Source organism: Amycolatopsis sp. NPDC049688 (genome assembly GCF_040674975.1).
GTDB lineage: Bacteria > Actinomycetota > Actinomycetes > Mycobacteriales > Pseudonocardiaceae > Amycolatopsis.
This window is the reverse complement of sequence record NZ_JBFANY010000004.1, coordinates 705,250-720,207: the sequence shown is the minus strand read 5'-3', so window position 1 is coordinate 720,207 and position 14,958 is coordinate 705,250. Positions and strand designations below refer to the sequence as shown.

The following is a 14,958-nucleotide window of genomic DNA, read 5'->3' as shown; positions in this document are numbered from 1 at the left end:
TCGCCGGAGTCGCGGGCGGGGGGCGGGTCGGGCATGATCTGCGGCGTTGCCGAGGCGATCCCGGAGGAGCCCGATGGCGGTGGTGGTCGTGACGGCGGCCGTGCTCGGGCTGCTCGCCGGCTCCTTCCTCAACGTCGTGATCCACCGGGTGCCGCGGGGCGAATCCGTCGTCAGCCCGCCGTCGCGGTGCCCGGACTGCGGGCGGGGGATCCGCGCGCGGCACAACGTGCCCGTCTTCGGCTGGCTCGTCCTGCGGGGCCGGTGCGCCGGCTGCGGGGCCCGGATCAGCGTCCGGTACCCGCTGGTCGAGCTGGGCACCGCGGTGCTGTTCGCGCTGCTCGCGCTGCGGTTCGGCCCGCCCGACCTGCCCGCCTTCCTGTACTTCGGCGCGATCGGGATCGCACTGGCCCTGATCGACCTCGACTGCCGCAGGCTGCCGGACGCGATCGTGCTGCCGTCCTACCCGGTCCTCACCGTCCTGCTGACCGCGCCGGCCTGGTACCGCGGCGACTGGTGGTCCCTGGCCCGCGCCGGGATCGGCGCGGCCGCGCTGTTCGCCTTCTACCTCCTCCTCGCGCTGGCCCACCCGGCCGGCATGGGCTTCGGTGACGTCAAGCTCGCGGGCCTCCTCGGCGGCGTGCTCGGGTACGTGTCCTGGGCGGCACTGCTCGTCGGGGCGTTCGGCGGGTTCCTGCTCGGCGCGGTCGCCGGCGTCGTCGTGCTGGCGACCGGCAAGGGCGGTCGCAAGACCGCCCTGCCGTTCGGCCCGTTCATGATCGCCGCCGCGCTGGTGGCGGTCTTCGCGGCCGGCCCGCTCGCCGACGCCTACCAGCGGCTGACCGGCCTGGCCTGACCGGTCACCGGTTCCCCGACCAGCTCAGCACCGACACCTGACGCGCTCCCGGCACCGGGTTGGCCGGATCCCCGTCCACGTAGGCCACCCGCGCCCGGGCGACCGGCGTCCCGCCCGGTGCGCAGGTGGAGGCACCCGGGCACACGTAGGCGGACAGATAGACGCCGAACACGAACCCCGGCGAGTCGTCCGGCACCTCGATGACCGCCCCGGTGAACGTCACGCTCCCGGTTTCCTTCACCCACAACGACCGCGCGACGACGCCGAAGCGGAAGATCGGTTCGGTCGCGTTGTTCAGCGTGACGTCCAGGACCGCTTTCGGCGCGTACGTCGTTCCCTGCACGTAGAACCGGTTCCCGGAGTTGTTGACCGCCGTCACCAGCGCGCACGCGGCGCTGCTGGTGTACAGCAGCTGGGTGCACCCGTTCTCCGCGCGCAGCGCGGGCGGGGTGTAGGCGAGCTCGAGCTGCAGCGCGTCCACCAGCTCCGTGCCATCGTGCTTGACGTTGACGGTGTAGCCGAGCTGCCCGCCGGTGAAGGTGCCGTCGTACACCGCCTGGGCCAGCTGGCTCGTCACGTCGGTGACGTCGGTGGCGGCCGAACCGTCGTTGGGCGTGGACAGGGTCAGCGGGATCGGCGAGCCGCCCGCCGGCGTGAACTGGGCGGTGCGCGCGTCCTTGCTCGCGCCCTGGTCGTTGCTGTGGACCACCCGTACCTTCGCCGACGTCAGGATCGTCCCGGCGGGCGGAGCCGCGGCGGGGGAGAAGCCGGTCGCGGTCAGGGTGGCGCTGCCCCCGCTCTTGCCGGGCGAGACCCAGGAAGCGCCGCTGCCGTCCACTTTGGACAGGGAAGCGGCCGTTCCGCCGGTGAAATCACCCGTCGCGGAAGCCGGACCGAGCGTCGCCGTCACGGGCGACTCCGCGCCGGAGGTCAGGCCGTACAGGGCGACCGGCGGCCGGTCCGCGCTGTAGGTGCCGCAGATTTCCGCCTGGCCGGCCTTCACCGCCAGCCGGCTGTCGCCGCCGAAGACGAACTGGACGCCGGCCGCCTTGGCGTCGTCGATCGGGTTGTCGCAGGCGGCGGGGATCTTCGCCGGGACCGGCGGCTTGGCGATGATCCGCCCGCTGTCGTCCACCGGGGTGCCCGCGACCAGGTAGCCGTTGTCGACCGTCCACACGTCGTCACCGCCGGGCAGCGACGGCGGCCGGACCGCCGCGCTGTTGTGGAAGTCGAAGTAGTATGCGCCGGGCGTGAACCACCACGTGCTGTCCTTGCACTTGCTGCTGCTGGACATCATCGCCGACAGCCCGGCCGCGTCGTCGTAGTACCCGGGCTGGAAGGTGACCAGCGAACCGGCCTTGGTGCACGCCGGCAGCGCCCGGCGCGGCGGAACCGACGTCAACGCCGGTGCGTAGCCCGGGTCGGCGCCGAGACTCGACCCGCTGGAGCCGCACGACGCCGCGGGCGTGCTGTGGATCGTGCCCGCGCAGGCGCCGCGGGCGTACACCGCGGTGTTCGTGTCGAGGGATCCGTTGACCACGTTGATGTTCGAGTTCGAGTACACCACGCCGTGGACGCGGAACGACGACCCGGTCGGCTGCTGGATGTTGAGCCCGTCCTCGCCGCCGGTGCCGAGGGTGAGGATCGCGCTGCCCGGCCGGTTGCACACGCTCAGCGACGGGCACTGGATCAGCACCTTCGCCGGGTCCGCGGTGCACGACACGGCCGCCGAGCCGCCGCTGCCGAACCCCGGCAGGGTGAGCGTGTCGGACGCGCCGAAGCAGTGTTCCCCGGCGGCGCCGGTGAACGTGCTGGTGCGGATGGCGTTGATGCCGGCCTGCAGCGCGCCGTCGGCCGTGTAGGCGGACGCGGCCTGGTCGCGGAGGTTGACCGTGGCACGGACGCTGGTGTCGGCGAAGGACAGCAGCGCCCCCAGCACCACCGCGATCACCGTGACCAGCACGAGCACCAGCGGCAGCGCGGCCCCGGTGTCGTCGCCCTTCCACCGGCGGTTCATGTCTGCCTCCGTTGCCCGAACAGGGTGATGGGGTAGGGGTCGGCGCTCGGCGCGACGGCGGTGAAGGTCAGCTTCACCCACAGCGGCACGGCGGCCGCGGTGCAGGTGCTGGAACACGTGACGTCCGGCGTGCCAGCCTTGACGTTGTGCGCGACGACCGAATCGGACACCGGTGCCGCGGAGCCCACGCAGCGCAGGCGGTGCAGCTCGGTCCCGGCCAGGTAGTAGGCGACGATCGCGGTGCGCCGGGTCGCGGACGGCGGACTGGTGTCCCAGTCGTCGGACAGCAGCCGGACGAGCGCAACCGGCGTCGCGGCGGTGCCGCAGACCTGGCCGCCCGCGTTGTACGCCGCGTTCAGCTGGACCGACGGCGAGAACGGGACGGCGCCGCTCGCCACCAGGCCCGAGTAGTCGCGCAGCCCGGTCGCGGCGACGTCCTGGGCGAAGAACGCCGCGCTCTGCTGGGCGTCGTGGGAGACGGCCAGGCGCGCGGACGTGGCATCGGTGTTCCTGATCGAGACGATCACCGCGTTGGCGATCGGGGCGGCCACCACGCCCAGGATGACGACGACGATCAGCAGCTCGATGAGGGTGAACCCGGCGTCGGAGCGGCGGCTCAGCACGGCGCCTCCCCGAGCCCGCACCGCTTGCGCACCACGACCTCCAGGCGTTCGCTCGCCCGCCCGTCGCCGCTGGCGACCTGCAGCGTCAGCTGCTGCAGCCCGCTGTCGGTGCCGCAGGTCGCCGACCACGCCGAGCCGGTCCAGTACTTCACCGACGCCACGGAGCTGGTGAACCCGGCCGGCACGGTGAACCCGGCCGGCGCGGCGTACTTCGCGGGCGCCGCGCACGCGAAGTACCCGCCCGCCATCACCTGGTTCTCGACCGCCTCGCCGAAGTCGCGCACCCCGGCGCCGGCCGTCGCCTGCTTGCGGTGGACGTCGGACATGAAGACGCTCACGCCGATCCCGCCGACGATCGCCAGCACCGCGACGCCCAGGATCGCGACCGCGACCAGCAGCTCGAGGAGGCTCTCGCCCCGGTCGCCGCCCATCAGAGGTGCACCTGGCCGAAGATGCCGTACATCGCCGAGACGAGCGCGACCGCGACGAACCCGACGACCAGGCCCATCACGACGATCACGGCGGGTTCGAACAGCGCGGTGAGCTTCTTCAGCCGGTAGTCCAGCTCGCTTTCGTAGTACTGGGCGGTGACTTCGAGCTGGGTGTCGAGGGTGCCGGTGTCCTCGCCGACGCGGATCATCTGCGCGGCCGTCACCGGGAACAGGCCGGAGCCGGTGAGCGGCCGGGCCAGGCCCTCGCCGGCGAGCACCGCCTGCCCGACCAGGGTGAGCGCCCGCATGAAGACGCGGTTGCGCAGCGAGTCCGTGGCGACCCGCAGGGCCTCCGGCAGCGGCACGCCGGCGCTGACCATCGACGACAGGATCCGGCAGAACCGCTCGACCAGCGCGTGCCGCACGGCCGGCCCGATCGCCGGGACGCCGAGCAGCGCGCGGTCGCGGGCGTACCGGCCGCCGGGCGTGCGCACGGCGGCGGCGTACACCGCGATCGAGGCGAGCAGCCCGGCCAGCAGCGCCCACCACCACTGGCCCAGGAAGTCGGTGACGGCCAGCAGCATCCGCGTCGGCAGCGGCAGCTTCGCGTTCAGGCTGGCGAAGAACGTCTTGAACCGGGGGAGGACGAAGGTGGCGAGCACGACGACGGTGACCACCGACATCAGCGCGATCATCGCCGGGTAGATCAGCGCGGCCTTGATCTTGCGCCGGGCTTCGAGGTCGCGTTCGAGGTAGCCGGCCAGCTGGTCGAGGACCTGGTCGAGGTGCCCGGTGAGCTCCGCCGAACGCAGGATCTCGCGGTAGAACTCCGGGAAGATCTTCGGGTGCCGGTCGATGCAGTCCGACAGCCGGTCGCCGCCGCGCAGGCCCTGTTCGACGTCCCGCAGCATCCGCGCCACCGACGAGTTCGCCGCCTCGTCGCCGAGGATGCGGACCGCGTCGATGAGCGGCAGCCCGGCCCGGACGAACGCGCCGAGCTGGCGCGAGAGGTGCATGACGACCTCGCGCTTGACCCGGGGCGCGGTCAGCTCCAGGCTCAGCACGCTCTTCTTCTCGGTGACCTCGATGTCCCGCAGTTCGCGCTCGTACAGCGCGAGGACGGCGGAATCGGCGTCGGCGGCCTTCTGCACCCCGCGGGTGCGCTGCCCGTCCGGGCCGGTGGCGACATAGGCGTACCGGTTCATCGCGCCCCTCCGGTGAGGTAGATCGACCGCAGCACTTCGGCCGGGGTGGTGACGCCCTCGGCGACCAGCCGCAGGGCCTCGTCCTGCAGCGTCCGCATGCCCTCCTTGCGGGCCAGTTCGTGCACCTCGCGGTGCGGCGCGCTGTCCAGCACCAGCGTGCGGATCCCGTCGCTGACCGGCATCAGCTCGTAGACGCCGGTGCGGTCCAGGAACCCGGTCTGCGCGCAGAAGTTGCAGCCGGCGCCGCGGACGAACCCGCCCGCCGGGCCGTCCGCGCCCAGGGAGTCCAAAAAGGACATCTCTTCGGCGGAGGGTTCGTAGTACTCGCTGCAGCGCACGCAGATCCGCCGCACGAGCCGCTGGGCCAGCACCGCGGTCACCGAAGACGCGACCAGGAAGTTCTCGATCCCCATGTCCAGCAGCCGGTGCAGGGCCGACGCGGCGTCGGTGGCGTGCAGCGACGAGAGCACGAAGTGCCCGGTGAGCGCGGACTGCACGGCGATCCGCGCGGTGTCGACGTCCCGGACCTCGCCGACGAGGATGACGTCCGGGTCCTGCCGCAGGATCGACTTCAGGCCGTCGGCGAAGGTGACGCCGGTCTGCTCGTTGATCTGGATCTGGTTGATCGAGGACATGGTGTACTCCACCGGGTCCTCGATGGTCATGATGTTGCGCTCGCTGCTGTCGAGCTCGCCCAGCGAGCCGTACAGCGTCGTGGTCTTGCCGCTGCCGGTCGGCCCGGCGCAGATCACCATGCCGTAGGGCGACTGCAGCACCGCCGAGTAGCGCGCCGCCATTTCGGCGGGCATGCCGAGCTGGGGCAGCCGGAACAGCGGGCGGCTCTTGTCCAGCAGCCGCAGCACGACCTTCTCGCCGCCGACCACCGGGGTGCTCGCCACCCGGATGTCCACCGGCCGGTCCTCGACGTCCATGCTGATCTGGCCGTCCTGCGGGCGGCGGCGCTCGACGATGTTCATCCCGGCGAGGATCTTGATCCGGCTGGTCACCGCGGGCCCCATCGAGCCGGGCAGGTCGAGGATGTCGTGGAGGACGCCGTCGATGCGGTAGCGGACGCGGATCCGCTCGGCCTGCGGCTCGACGTGGATGTCGGACGCGCGGTCGCGCAGCGCCTGCTTGATCATCAGGGCGACGACGTGCACCACCGGCGCGTCGTCGGTCGCGGTGGCCGGCGTTTCGGCGCGGGCCGCGTCGCGGCGCACGGCGTCCCGGGCTTCGAACGCCTTGACCTGCTGGTCGACGCCGGTGAGCGCGCGGTAGGTGCGGCCGATGGTGGCCAGGATGTCCGCGCGGGCGGCGACGGCGACGGTCACCGGGCGGCCGAGGGCCTGCTGCAGCGCGGGGGCGGTGGCGGCGTCGGCCACCGCGACCAGCACGGCGTCCTCGCGGACCGCGAGGGGGATCGCGCAGAGCTCGCGGGCCTTCGCCTCGCCGAGCAGGTCGGCGGCGGCGCGGTCCGGCGTCACCGTGCGGAGGTCGACGGTGCGGGGCTGGGTGCGGAGTCTCATGCCGGCACGCTCCGGGGCCGCGGGCGCGGGTCGATGTCCTGCGGGTGCAGGCTGCGCGCGGCCGCGTCGGCGGGGGAGACCAGCCCGGCGGCGACGAGCTCGGACAGCGACTGCTCCAGCGTCACCATGCCTTCGCGGCGCCCGGTCACCAGCGCGTTGCGCAGCTGGTGCGGCTTGCCTTCCTTGATGAGGTTCCGGACCGCAGTGTTCGCGACCAGGACCTCGAAGGCGGCGACGAGGCCGCCGCCGATGCGCGGCAGCAGCCGCTGGTGGACGATGCCGGTGAGGGCGGCGGCGAGCTGCACCCGGACCTGTTCCTGCTGCCCGGCCGGGAAGACGTCGATCATCCGCGCGAGGGACTGCGCGGTGTCGTTGGTGTGCAGGGTGGCGAAGACGAGGTGCCCGGTCTCGGCGATGGTGAGGGCGAAGCGGATCGACTCGAGATCGCGCATTTCGCCGACCAGCAGGACGTCGGGATCCTCCCGCAGCGCGCTGCGCAGGGCCGCCGGGAAGGATTCGGTGTCGGTGCCGACCTCGCGCTGGTTGACCGCGGAGCGCCGGTGTTCGTGGACGTACTCGATCGGGTCTTCGACGGTGAGGATGTGACAGGCGCGTTCGGAGTTGATCCGGTCGATGACCGCGGCGAGCGTGGTCGACTTCCCGGAACCGGTCGGCCCGGTGACGAGCACCAGGCCCTGGTGACGGCGGGCGAAGTCGGCCAGGACGGGCGGCAGGCCGAGGTCGGCCATGCCGGGGATGCGGCGCGGGATCATCCGCAGCGCGACGACGGTCTCGCCGCGCTGGGTGAAGGCGTTGCCGCGGACGCGGGCCTCGTCGCGCCAGCCGAAGGAGAAGTCGAATTCGCGGGCGGCGCGCCAGGCGCCGGCCTGGTCGTCGGTGAGCAGCTCGGCGAGCAGCGCGCGGGTGTCCTCACCGGTGAGGACGGGGTGGCCGGGGACCGCGGAGAGCTCGCCGTGCACGCGCAGCTGGGGCGGCAGTCCGGCGGTGAGCAGCAGGTCGGTGCCGCGCGCCTGCCACAGCGCCTCGAGCAGGCCGTCGACGCGGCTGCCGATCTGGGTGGGCATGGTTTCCCTCCGGGACGGGTCGGGTGCGGGTGGTGGGCGCGGGGCGGGCGCGTGGCCCGCCCCGCGGCCGGGCTCAGGAACCCGAGCTCTTGGTGCAGGCACCGGTGGCGGTGACGACACCGCCGGCGGTGCTGATGGAGTAGCCGCTCGTGGCGGACGGGGCCAGCGGGTCGCGCAGGTAGTGGTTGTTGACCAGCTCGGTGACGTTGGCCGGGTAGCTCCCGGTCTTCGCGTACTGCGCTTCGGTGGCGGTTTCGACGGCCTTGAAGTCCGCCTGGCAGGCGGCGGCCTTGCCGTCGCCGTTGAAGGCCTGCACGGCGAACACGACGACCCCGGCGAGCACGCCCAGGATCACGACGACGATGAGCAGTTCGATGAGGGTGAAGCCGTCCTCGTTGGCACGGGCGGCACGCAGTCTTTCCAGCATGGTGACTTCCTTTGCGTTGCAGGGCTTTCAGTGGTGTTCGGGAATCAGCAGGCAGCCACCTCCGTGGATCGCGTCCCCTTCCACGCACCGGCGGCCGCACGCACGCTGACGTACACCTTGTTGTTGCCGGGCAAGGGGATGGTGGCCGAAGTGGTCGTGCTGGTAGCGGCGAGGGAAACGGGGCCGCCTTGTGCGGTCGCGGTGAAGAGCTCGAACCCCGGCGGCAGGGGGGCCGGGTAGGTCCAGTGCAGCTGGGCCGAGGGGCCGCCGTTGCTGCTGTTGCACTTCGCCGAGTCGACGGTCGGCTGCCCGGGCGTCTGCAGCTTCAGCCCCGCCGCGTATCCCGTGCCGGGGCCCGATTTCAGCCAGGCCGCCTCCGCCTTTGCCGCGCCGACCGCGACCAATCCGGTGATCACCGTGGTCCACGCCGCGGCGACCATCGCGGCCGCGAAAACCACCCGGGGCGCGCTCATGAGCTCACCGTGACCGTCACCGGGATCGCGAACAGCGCGCCCTGGCAGCCGTCGTCGGAGGCGGTGCTCATGGTGACCGCGTTCGACAGGGTGAGGGTCGTGCTCCCGTTGGCGGCCACCGTCGTGTTCGGCGCCTGCGCGGTCCAGCTCACGCCGGTCGTCGTGCAGGTGCCCGTACCGCCGGATCCGGTCGGCGTGCCGTTGCCGGCGATGCCGGTGACCTTGACCGGGTACGGGTTGGGGTTGGCGACGAAGATCTTCGCGTCGCCCGCCGGCCCGCCGGGGTAGAGCAGGCCGCTGGTGAAGGCCGAGGCGGCCACCGTCCCGGTCGTCGGCGCGGCCGCCGTGCCGGCCTTCGCGTTCGCCGCGCCCGAACCGGAGCTCGTCCACGCCGCGACGGCGATCCCGCCGCCCAGCGTCGCGCCGACCACCGTGGTGACCACGAGCACGCGGCGCAGGGTGGGGTTCTTCATGGCTTGACCGCCGTTCCTGTGTAGGTCAGGGGAAAGGTGACCGACCGGCACGCGTCGGGTGCGCCGGGCAGCATGTGGCTGGTGAGCGGGACGTCGGCGGTGCCGTTGGCGGGCACTGTCACCGGCCGGGGGAGGGCGTCGACCCGCACCGACGACGCCGGGCAGGCCGGGACCGGCTTGCCGCGGCCGTCGACGGGCTTGCCGACGCCGGCCGTCACGGTCTGGACGAGGATCGGGAAGTTCTCGGCGTTGGCCAGCCGGATCCACCGCGTCCCGGCCGCGCCGGGGAACAACGCGGTGGCCCGGCCGGGCACGTCGGCGATGCCGAACGGCTTGATGCCGCCGCCGTTCGCGGTGCTCGCGACCGGCGCGGGGCCGATCGCGAACCACGTCACCACGACGGCCGCGAGCGCGCCGGCCGGAACCGCGATCCGCCACCTGGACATCGGGGCGCTCCTGGCGGGGCGATCAGGCGGACGCGAGGGTGGCGGTGAGCGGCAGCACGAAGGTCTGGCCCTTGCAGGCGTCGGTGGCGCTGCTGCTCATCGTCGCGTGCAGGGTGTAGGTGCTGCTGCCCTTGGCCGCGATGGTGCCGGCGGTGTTCGAGGGCGCCGCGCTGGTGACGGTGCCGGCCGCGCAGCCGTTGACCGCGTCCGAGGAGCCCGCGCTGATCGCGGTGACGACGACGGGGTAGTCGTTCGGGTTGTCGATGGTGACGGTGAAGTCGGTGCCGCCGCCCGGGTACAGGGCGCTGCCGGAGCCGGCGGGCGTGATCGCCGAGTTGACCGCCGTGGTCGAGGAGACCGAGCCGGTACCGGTGCCGGAGCTGGTCCAGGCCGCGTAGGCGACACCGGCGACGACGACCACACCGGCGGCGCCGAGGACGACCGCGGACCGCTTGCTGATCTTGCGCATGAGTTCACTCCTGGAAGCTGGTGGATCGGGAAGGCCGGGGCTCGGGGAAGCTCCGGCTGGTCCGAGTGGACCGTCACGAAGAGTGTGCGAATTCCGCGGCGATCTTCTCCCCGGGCGACCGGCCTGACTGCGAAGGACCGAGGTCCCTTGTCATCGGCGGTGGGGCGTGTTACGCGCGCGGGATCGGGCCGCGGCGACGTCGTTCCACGCCGGAAAAGTTCCGATGCGCGACCGTGACCTGCGGGTTTTACGACCCGATCGGCCGAATGGCGGAGACCTTCCCGTGATCTCCCCGGCGGGTGCTCAGGGGTCTCCGGCCACGCTTGCCTGCGGGGACGGCCGGTGACAATTCCTCGCATGATGAGTTACTTTGAGTAGTATTTGAACGCGTTCAACTCTTGCGGTACGGTGGCCGCTAGGCGGATGCGGAGGGGTGGCATGAAGATCGTGATTCCGGGCGGGACCGGGCACCTGGGGCGGGTGCTGAGCCGGGCCTTGGCCGGGCAGGGGCACGAGGTCGTGGTGCTGACCCGGCGGGACGCACGGCCGGAGCCGGGGGTGCGCCACGTCCGGTGGGACGGCCGCGGCCCGGGCCCGTGGACGGCGGAGATCGACGGCAGCGACGTCGTGCTGAACCTGGCCGGCCGGTCGGTGCACTGCCGCTACACCCGGGCGAACCTGCGGGAGATGCTGAACTCGCGCGTCGACTCGGCGCGGGTGGTCGGCGGCGCGATCGCCCGGGCGGCGCGGCCGCCGCGGGTCTGGCTCCAGATGAGCACGGCGACGATCTACGCGCACACGTCCGGCGCGCCGAACGACGAAACGACCGGCGTCCTCGGCGGCGACGAGCCGGACGTCCCGGCGTATTGGGCGTACAGCGTCGACATCGCGAAGGCGTGGGAGCGCGAGCAGCGGCTGGCGGCGACCCCGCACACGCGGAAGGTGGCGCTGCGCACGGCGATGGTGATGAGCCCGGAGCCGGGCGGCGCGTTCCCGATGCTGCTGCGCCTGGCCGGACTCGGCTTGGGCGGCCCGGTGGCGGGTGGCACCCAGTACATGTCCTGGATCCACGACGCCGACCTGATCCGCGCGATCGGGTTCCTCGTCGAGCGCGACGACCTGCGCGGTCCGGTGAACCTGGCGGCCCCGGAACCCTTGCCCTACCGCGACTTCCTGCGAATCCTCCGCACGGCGGCGGGGATACCGGTGGGCCTGCCGGCGACGAAGTGGATGGCGGAGATCGGGGCGTTCGTGCTCCGCAGCGACACGGAGCTGCTGCTGAAGAGCCGCCGGGTGGTACCGGGAAAACTCCTGGAGGCCGGCTTCGAGTTCACCCACCCCCAGTGGCCCGCCGCGGCCGAAGCGTTGGTCCAGCAATCACGCCGCTCACCAACCCCAGCCACCTGACCCCGCCAGGTCAGTTCACGTACCCAGACGGTCGGCCCGCGCACCCCGACGGTCGGCCCGCGCACCCAGGGGGTCGGCTTGCGTACCCAGGGGGTCGGTTCACGCGCGCCACTTGCCCGACCGTCCAGGTACGCCATCCGACTGTCCGGGTACGCCATCCGACTGTCCGGGTACCGAGCGCGGTGAGTTCGGGGAGGGTGTTCAAGCCAGGTCGGCGTTGTCCCGCAGGCGTCGCAGCATCAGGGCCAGATGCAGGCGGAACCGGCCGGCCGGGGAATCGACCTCGAAGCCCAGCACCGCCTCCGCGCGGGCCAGGCGGGCCGGCATCGTGCTGTGGTGGCGGTGCAGCACCGCCGCCGCCTTGCGGGCCGAGCCCGTGGCGCACAACGCTTCCAGCGCCGCCAGCGTGTCCTGGCCGTGGGACTCCGCCGCCAGGCGGTCGAGCCCCCGGACGTCGGGCAGCTCCGCCAGTTCCGGCGGGCTGAACTTGCCCGCCACCGCCGCCAGTCCGCCCAGCCGTTCCCACCACACCACCGGCTCCGCCGCCGACGTGAACCGCAGGGCCGTCCGGGCCGCTGCCCAGGAGCGCGGGGCCTCGATCGCCGGGCCCTCCGGGCCGATGCCCGCGCGGGCGCCGTCCGGCACCGCGGCCACTTCGCCCGGCAGCAGCACCACCCGCACCCCGCCCAGCCGTGCCGAGCGGCCCTCGAGCGCGTCGACGCCCGTGCCCGCCAGCACGCGCAACCGCGTTGCCGGGCCGAAGCCCAGCAGGTGCAGGGCCCGTGACCGTTCCGCCGTGCCGGCGTCGGCGGAGAGCGCCAGCTCGACCAGCGCCGGGTCGCCGAGCTCGGGCCGCGGCACGCCGGAGTGCTCCAGCAGGATCGCGGTCGCGATCGCGAACCGCTCCAGCAGCATGTCGTCGAGCGGGACCGGCTCGCCCGCCCGGGCCACCCACACGGCCACGCCGCCTTCCAGCGGCCGCACCGCCGCCCCCGCGGGCGCCGCGCCCGGCGTCACGACGTCGGCCCCCGGTGCCGCGCGCAGCGACAGCCCCTGGCCGGGCGCGTGCACGCCGACGGGGCAGCCGGCGAGGTCCGCCGTGCTGCGCACCAAGGCGTCCAGGCCGGCGCGGCCGGCGATCAGGCGGTCGAAGAACCCGATCACGCGCACGGCGTTCTCGGCGTCGGCGTCGAGCCCGGACAGCCTCAGCAGCAGCCCCTTCATGCCGTCACGATAGGCGCGCCCGCCGCCGGATGGCGAGGTCCGGCCCGGCAACGCCCGCCGGGTGGCGGTGGCCGGGGTCACGCCGGGCGGCCGATGATCGGACCATGACCTACGCGATCGATCCCGAGCTGCTGCCCTGGCTGGACATGCTCCCGGCCGTGACCCTGACCGACCACGAGTCCCTGCTGGCCGCGCGTTCCTCGATGGCGCAGCTGGCCGAAGTCCTGCCGGCCTACGAACCGGCGAACCCCGTCGACGTCCGCGACACCGCCGTGCCCGGGCCGTCCGACGCCCCGGACGTCCCGGTGCGCGTCTACACCCCGGCCGGCCGCACCGCGGCCGCGCCCGGGCTGCTGTACATCCACGGCGGCGGGTTCGTCATGGGCGATCTCGACACCTTCGACGCGCACCTGCTGCGCCTGGTCGACGAGCTGGGGATCGTGATCGTGTCGGTGGACTACCGGCTCGCCCCCGAGCACCCGTTCCCCGCGCCGGTCGAGGACTGCTACGCGGCCCTGAACTGGGTGGCGGCGAAGGCGGGCGAACTGGGCATCGACCCGGACCGGCTGGGAGTGGCGGGCGAAAGCGCCGGCGGCGGCCTGGCCGCGGCGGTCGCCCTGCTGGCCCGCGACCGCGGCGGCCCGGCGCTGTGCTTCCAGTACCTCGGCATCCCGGAGCTGGACGACCGCCTCGACACGCCGTCGATGCGCGCGTACACCGACACCCCGATCTGGAACCGGCCGAACGCGGTGTACAGCTGGACGAGCTACCTCGGCGCGGAACCGGGCGGCGACGGCGTCTCGCCGTACGCCGCGCCGTCGCGGGCCGCCGATCTGGCCGGGCTGCCGCCGGCGTTCGTGACGACCTGCCAGTTCGACCCCCTGCGCGACGAAGGCATCGACTACGCCCGGCGGCTGGCCCACGCCGGCGTGGCGGCCGAGCTGCGCCACTACCCGGGCACCTTCCACGGGTCCGGTCTGGTCGAGACGGCGGCGGTCTCCCGCCGCATGTTCGCCGACGAGCTCGACGCGCTGCGGCGCGGCCTTCGCATCACCGCCGGCTGACGGCGCGCGGCGCGGTGCCCCTGGGCCGCGGTGTCCTGACCGGCTTTCCCGTCCCGCGACAGGAAAGCCGGTCAGGACGCGGGATCAGGCCGCCGGACCGACGTCGATCAGCACCTTCCCGGTGACGCCGTCCTCCGAAGCCGCGTGTGCCTTCGCCGTGTCCGCCAGCGAAAACCGGTGGATCGGCACCCCGCGTTCCGCACCGGTCCCCAGTGCGCCGTCCGCCAGCGCGGCCGTGATGTCCTCGGCGCCGGCTCGCAGCTTGTCCTCGCCCACCGTGTACAGGACCAGGAACTGGTAGCGCGCGTTCAGCCACAGGTTCGTCCCGAAGTCGAGGCTGATCGTCCCGGTACCCCGGTCGTCGCCGTAGGTCGCGACCGTGCCGCGGGGGCGCAGCACCTCCGTGTGCAGCTTCGCGTTGACCCCCATCGCCACCTCGACCACCAGGTCGACGCCGTCCGGGGCGACCTCGCGGATCCGGGCCCCGAGCTCCGGGTCGGGGTAGCGCAGCACGTGCTGGGCGCCGGCCGTCCGGGCGAGTGCGGCCTTCTCGTCGCTGCTGACCGTGGCGATCACCGTCGCCCCGGCCCAGCGGGCGAGCTGGATCGCCGCGTTGCCGACCGCGCCCGCCCCGCCGCTCACCAGCACCGTGCGGCCGGCCAGCGCGCCGGGGGAGAGGCGGGCCGGGCCGTCCTCGGCGACCGTGAGCGCCCGGTGCGCGGTCAGCGCCGGGATGCCGAGCGCCGCCCCTTCGTCGAACCCGGCGCCGTCCGGCAGCCGGACGAGCTTCGAGACCGGCAGCACCGTGTACTCCTGCGCCGTGCCGGACGCGGGGCCGTGCGCGCCGGCGATGATCAGCCACACGCGGTCGCCCGGCGCGAACTCGGTGACGCCGGGGCCGACCGCGTCGACGACGCCCGCGCCGTCCTGGTTGGGCACCGTTTCCGGGATTTCGGCGCCGGGCTCGGCGCGCAGCCCGCTGCGTGCCTTCCAATCCGTGGGATTGACCGCGGAGACCACGATCCGGACGCGAACCTCGCCCGGCCCGGGGTCCGCGACGGCCCGTTCCGACAGCTCCAGCACCTCGGGTCCGCCGTGGCGGCGGTAGACGACTGCCTTCATGCCCGGTGCAATCCGCGGACCGGCCGGGATATTCCCGCCGGTCTGCGGAAATGCGTGGCGGGAAATCGTTTCCGGTGCCGGGAAAGCGGGAAAACACGGTCCCCCGGCCGGGC

The 14,958-nt window shown here is 73.2% G+C and carries 16 protein-coding genes; 3 read left to right on the top strand and 13 right to left on the bottom strand.

All coding sequences use genetic code 11. The annotated features are described in order from the left end of the window. Window positions 1-73 precede the first annotated feature (73 nt). Complete coding sequence (locus tag AB0J55_RS18690; RefSeq protein WP_364249398.1) at window positions 74-853, top strand: prepilin peptidase; 780 nt, start codon at window positions 74-76, stop codon at window positions 851-853. A 4-nt stretch (window positions 854-857) separates the two neighbouring features. Here the strand turns inward: AB0J55_RS18690 and AB0J55_RS18685 are convergent, their stop codons facing one another. The 11 genes from AB0J55_RS18685 to AB0J55_RS18635 form a co-directional block, all read right to left on the bottom strand. Then, window positions 858-2,870 (bottom strand): hypothetical protein, encoded by a 2,013-nt coding sequence (locus tag AB0J55_RS18685; RefSeq protein WP_364249396.1) that lies wholly within the window; start codon window positions 2,868-2,870, stop codon window positions 858-860. Beyond that, window positions 2,867-3,493: a prepilin-type N-terminal cleavage/methylation domain-containing protein gene (locus tag AB0J55_RS18680; RefSeq protein WP_364249394.1), complete on the bottom strand. Its 627-nt coding sequence runs from the start codon at window positions 3,491-3,493 to the stop codon at window positions 2,867-2,869. Before AB0J55_RS18680 ends, AB0J55_RS18685 begins: the two co-directional genes overlap by 4 nt. Next, window positions 3,487-3,924 (bottom strand): prepilin-type N-terminal cleavage/methylation domain-containing protein, encoded by a 438-nt coding sequence (locus AB0J55_RS18675; protein ID WP_364249392.1) that lies wholly within the window; start codon window positions 3,922-3,924, stop codon window positions 3,487-3,489. The genes AB0J55_RS18680 and AB0J55_RS18675 overlap by 7 nt, the downstream gene beginning before the upstream one ends. Beyond that, complete coding sequence (locus AB0J55_RS18670) at window positions 3,924-5,129, bottom strand: type II secretion system F family protein (protein ID WP_364249390.1); 1,206 nt, start codon at window positions 5,127-5,129, stop codon at window positions 3,924-3,926. Before AB0J55_RS18670 ends, AB0J55_RS18675 begins: the two co-directional genes overlap by 1 nt. Continuing rightward, window positions 5,126-6,655: a GspE/PulE family protein gene (locus AB0J55_RS18665; protein WP_364249388.1), complete on the bottom strand. Its 1,530-nt coding sequence runs from the start codon at window positions 6,653-6,655 to the stop codon at window positions 5,126-5,128. The genes AB0J55_RS18670 and AB0J55_RS18665 overlap by 4 nt, the downstream gene beginning before the upstream one ends. Beyond that, on the bottom strand, window positions 6,652-7,740 hold the full coding sequence (locus AB0J55_RS18660) for a type IV pilus twitching motility protein PilT (RefSeq protein WP_364249386.1): 1,089 nt from the start codon (window positions 7,738-7,740) through the stop codon (window positions 6,652-6,654). The genes AB0J55_RS18665 and AB0J55_RS18660 overlap by 4 nt, the downstream gene beginning before the upstream one ends. Window positions 7,741-7,813: 73 nt before the next feature. Next, window positions 7,814-8,167, bottom strand: coding sequence for a prepilin-type N-terminal cleavage/methylation domain-containing protein (locus tag AB0J55_RS18655; RefSeq protein ID WP_364249384.1), 354 nt, complete (start codon window positions 8,165-8,167; stop codon window positions 7,814-7,816). Window positions 8,168-8,211: 44 nt separating this feature from the next. Further along, window positions 8,212-8,640, bottom strand: coding sequence for a hypothetical protein (locus tag AB0J55_RS18650; protein WP_364249382.1), 429 nt, complete (start codon window positions 8,638-8,640; stop codon window positions 8,212-8,214). Further along, entirely contained in the window at window positions 8,637-9,113 is a 477-nt protein-coding gene (locus AB0J55_RS18645) for a hypothetical protein (protein WP_364249381.1), read from the bottom strand. The genes AB0J55_RS18650 and AB0J55_RS18645 overlap by 4 nt, the downstream gene beginning before the upstream one ends. Then, a complete protein-coding gene (locus tag AB0J55_RS18640) occupies window positions 9,110-9,559 on the bottom strand; it encodes a hypothetical protein (protein ID WP_364249379.1) in 450 nt (149 codons plus the stop codon). Before AB0J55_RS18640 ends, AB0J55_RS18645 begins: the two co-directional genes overlap by 4 nt. Before the next feature lie 22 nt (window positions 9,560-9,581). Beyond that, window positions 9,582-10,028, bottom strand: a complete 447-nt coding sequence (locus AB0J55_RS18635; protein ID WP_364249377.1) for a hypothetical protein — start codon at window positions 10,026-10,028, stop codon at window positions 9,582-9,584. A 438-nt stretch (window positions 10,029-10,466) separates the two neighbouring features. On the opposite strand from AB0J55_RS18635, the gene AB0J55_RS18630 reads away from it, so the two are divergent. Further along, entirely contained in the window at window positions 10,467-11,435 is a 969-nt protein-coding gene (locus tag AB0J55_RS18630) for a DUF1731 domain-containing protein (RefSeq protein ID WP_364249375.1), read from the top strand. A gap of 201 nt (window positions 11,436-11,636) precedes the next feature. On the opposite strand, the gene AB0J55_RS18625 is transcribed toward AB0J55_RS18630, so the two are convergent. Continuing rightward, window positions 11,637-12,659, bottom strand: coding sequence for a helix-turn-helix domain-containing protein (locus AB0J55_RS18625; protein ID WP_364249373.1), 1,023 nt, complete (start codon window positions 12,657-12,659; stop codon window positions 11,637-11,639). A 104-nt stretch (window positions 12,660-12,763) separates the two neighbouring features. Between AB0J55_RS18625 and AB0J55_RS18620 the strand changes: the two genes are divergently transcribed. Beyond that, complete coding sequence (locus AB0J55_RS18620) at window positions 12,764-13,723, top strand: alpha/beta hydrolase (RefSeq protein WP_364249371.1); 960 nt, start codon at window positions 12,764-12,766, stop codon at window positions 13,721-13,723. Window positions 13,724-13,807: 84 nt separating this feature from the next. Here the strand turns inward: AB0J55_RS18620 and AB0J55_RS18615 are convergent, their stop codons facing one another. Continuing rightward, a complete protein-coding gene (locus AB0J55_RS18615) occupies window positions 13,808-14,845 on the bottom strand; it encodes an NADPH:quinone reductase (protein ID WP_364249369.1) in 1,038 nt (345 codons plus the stop codon). Window positions 14,846-14,958: the final 113 nt, after the last annotated feature.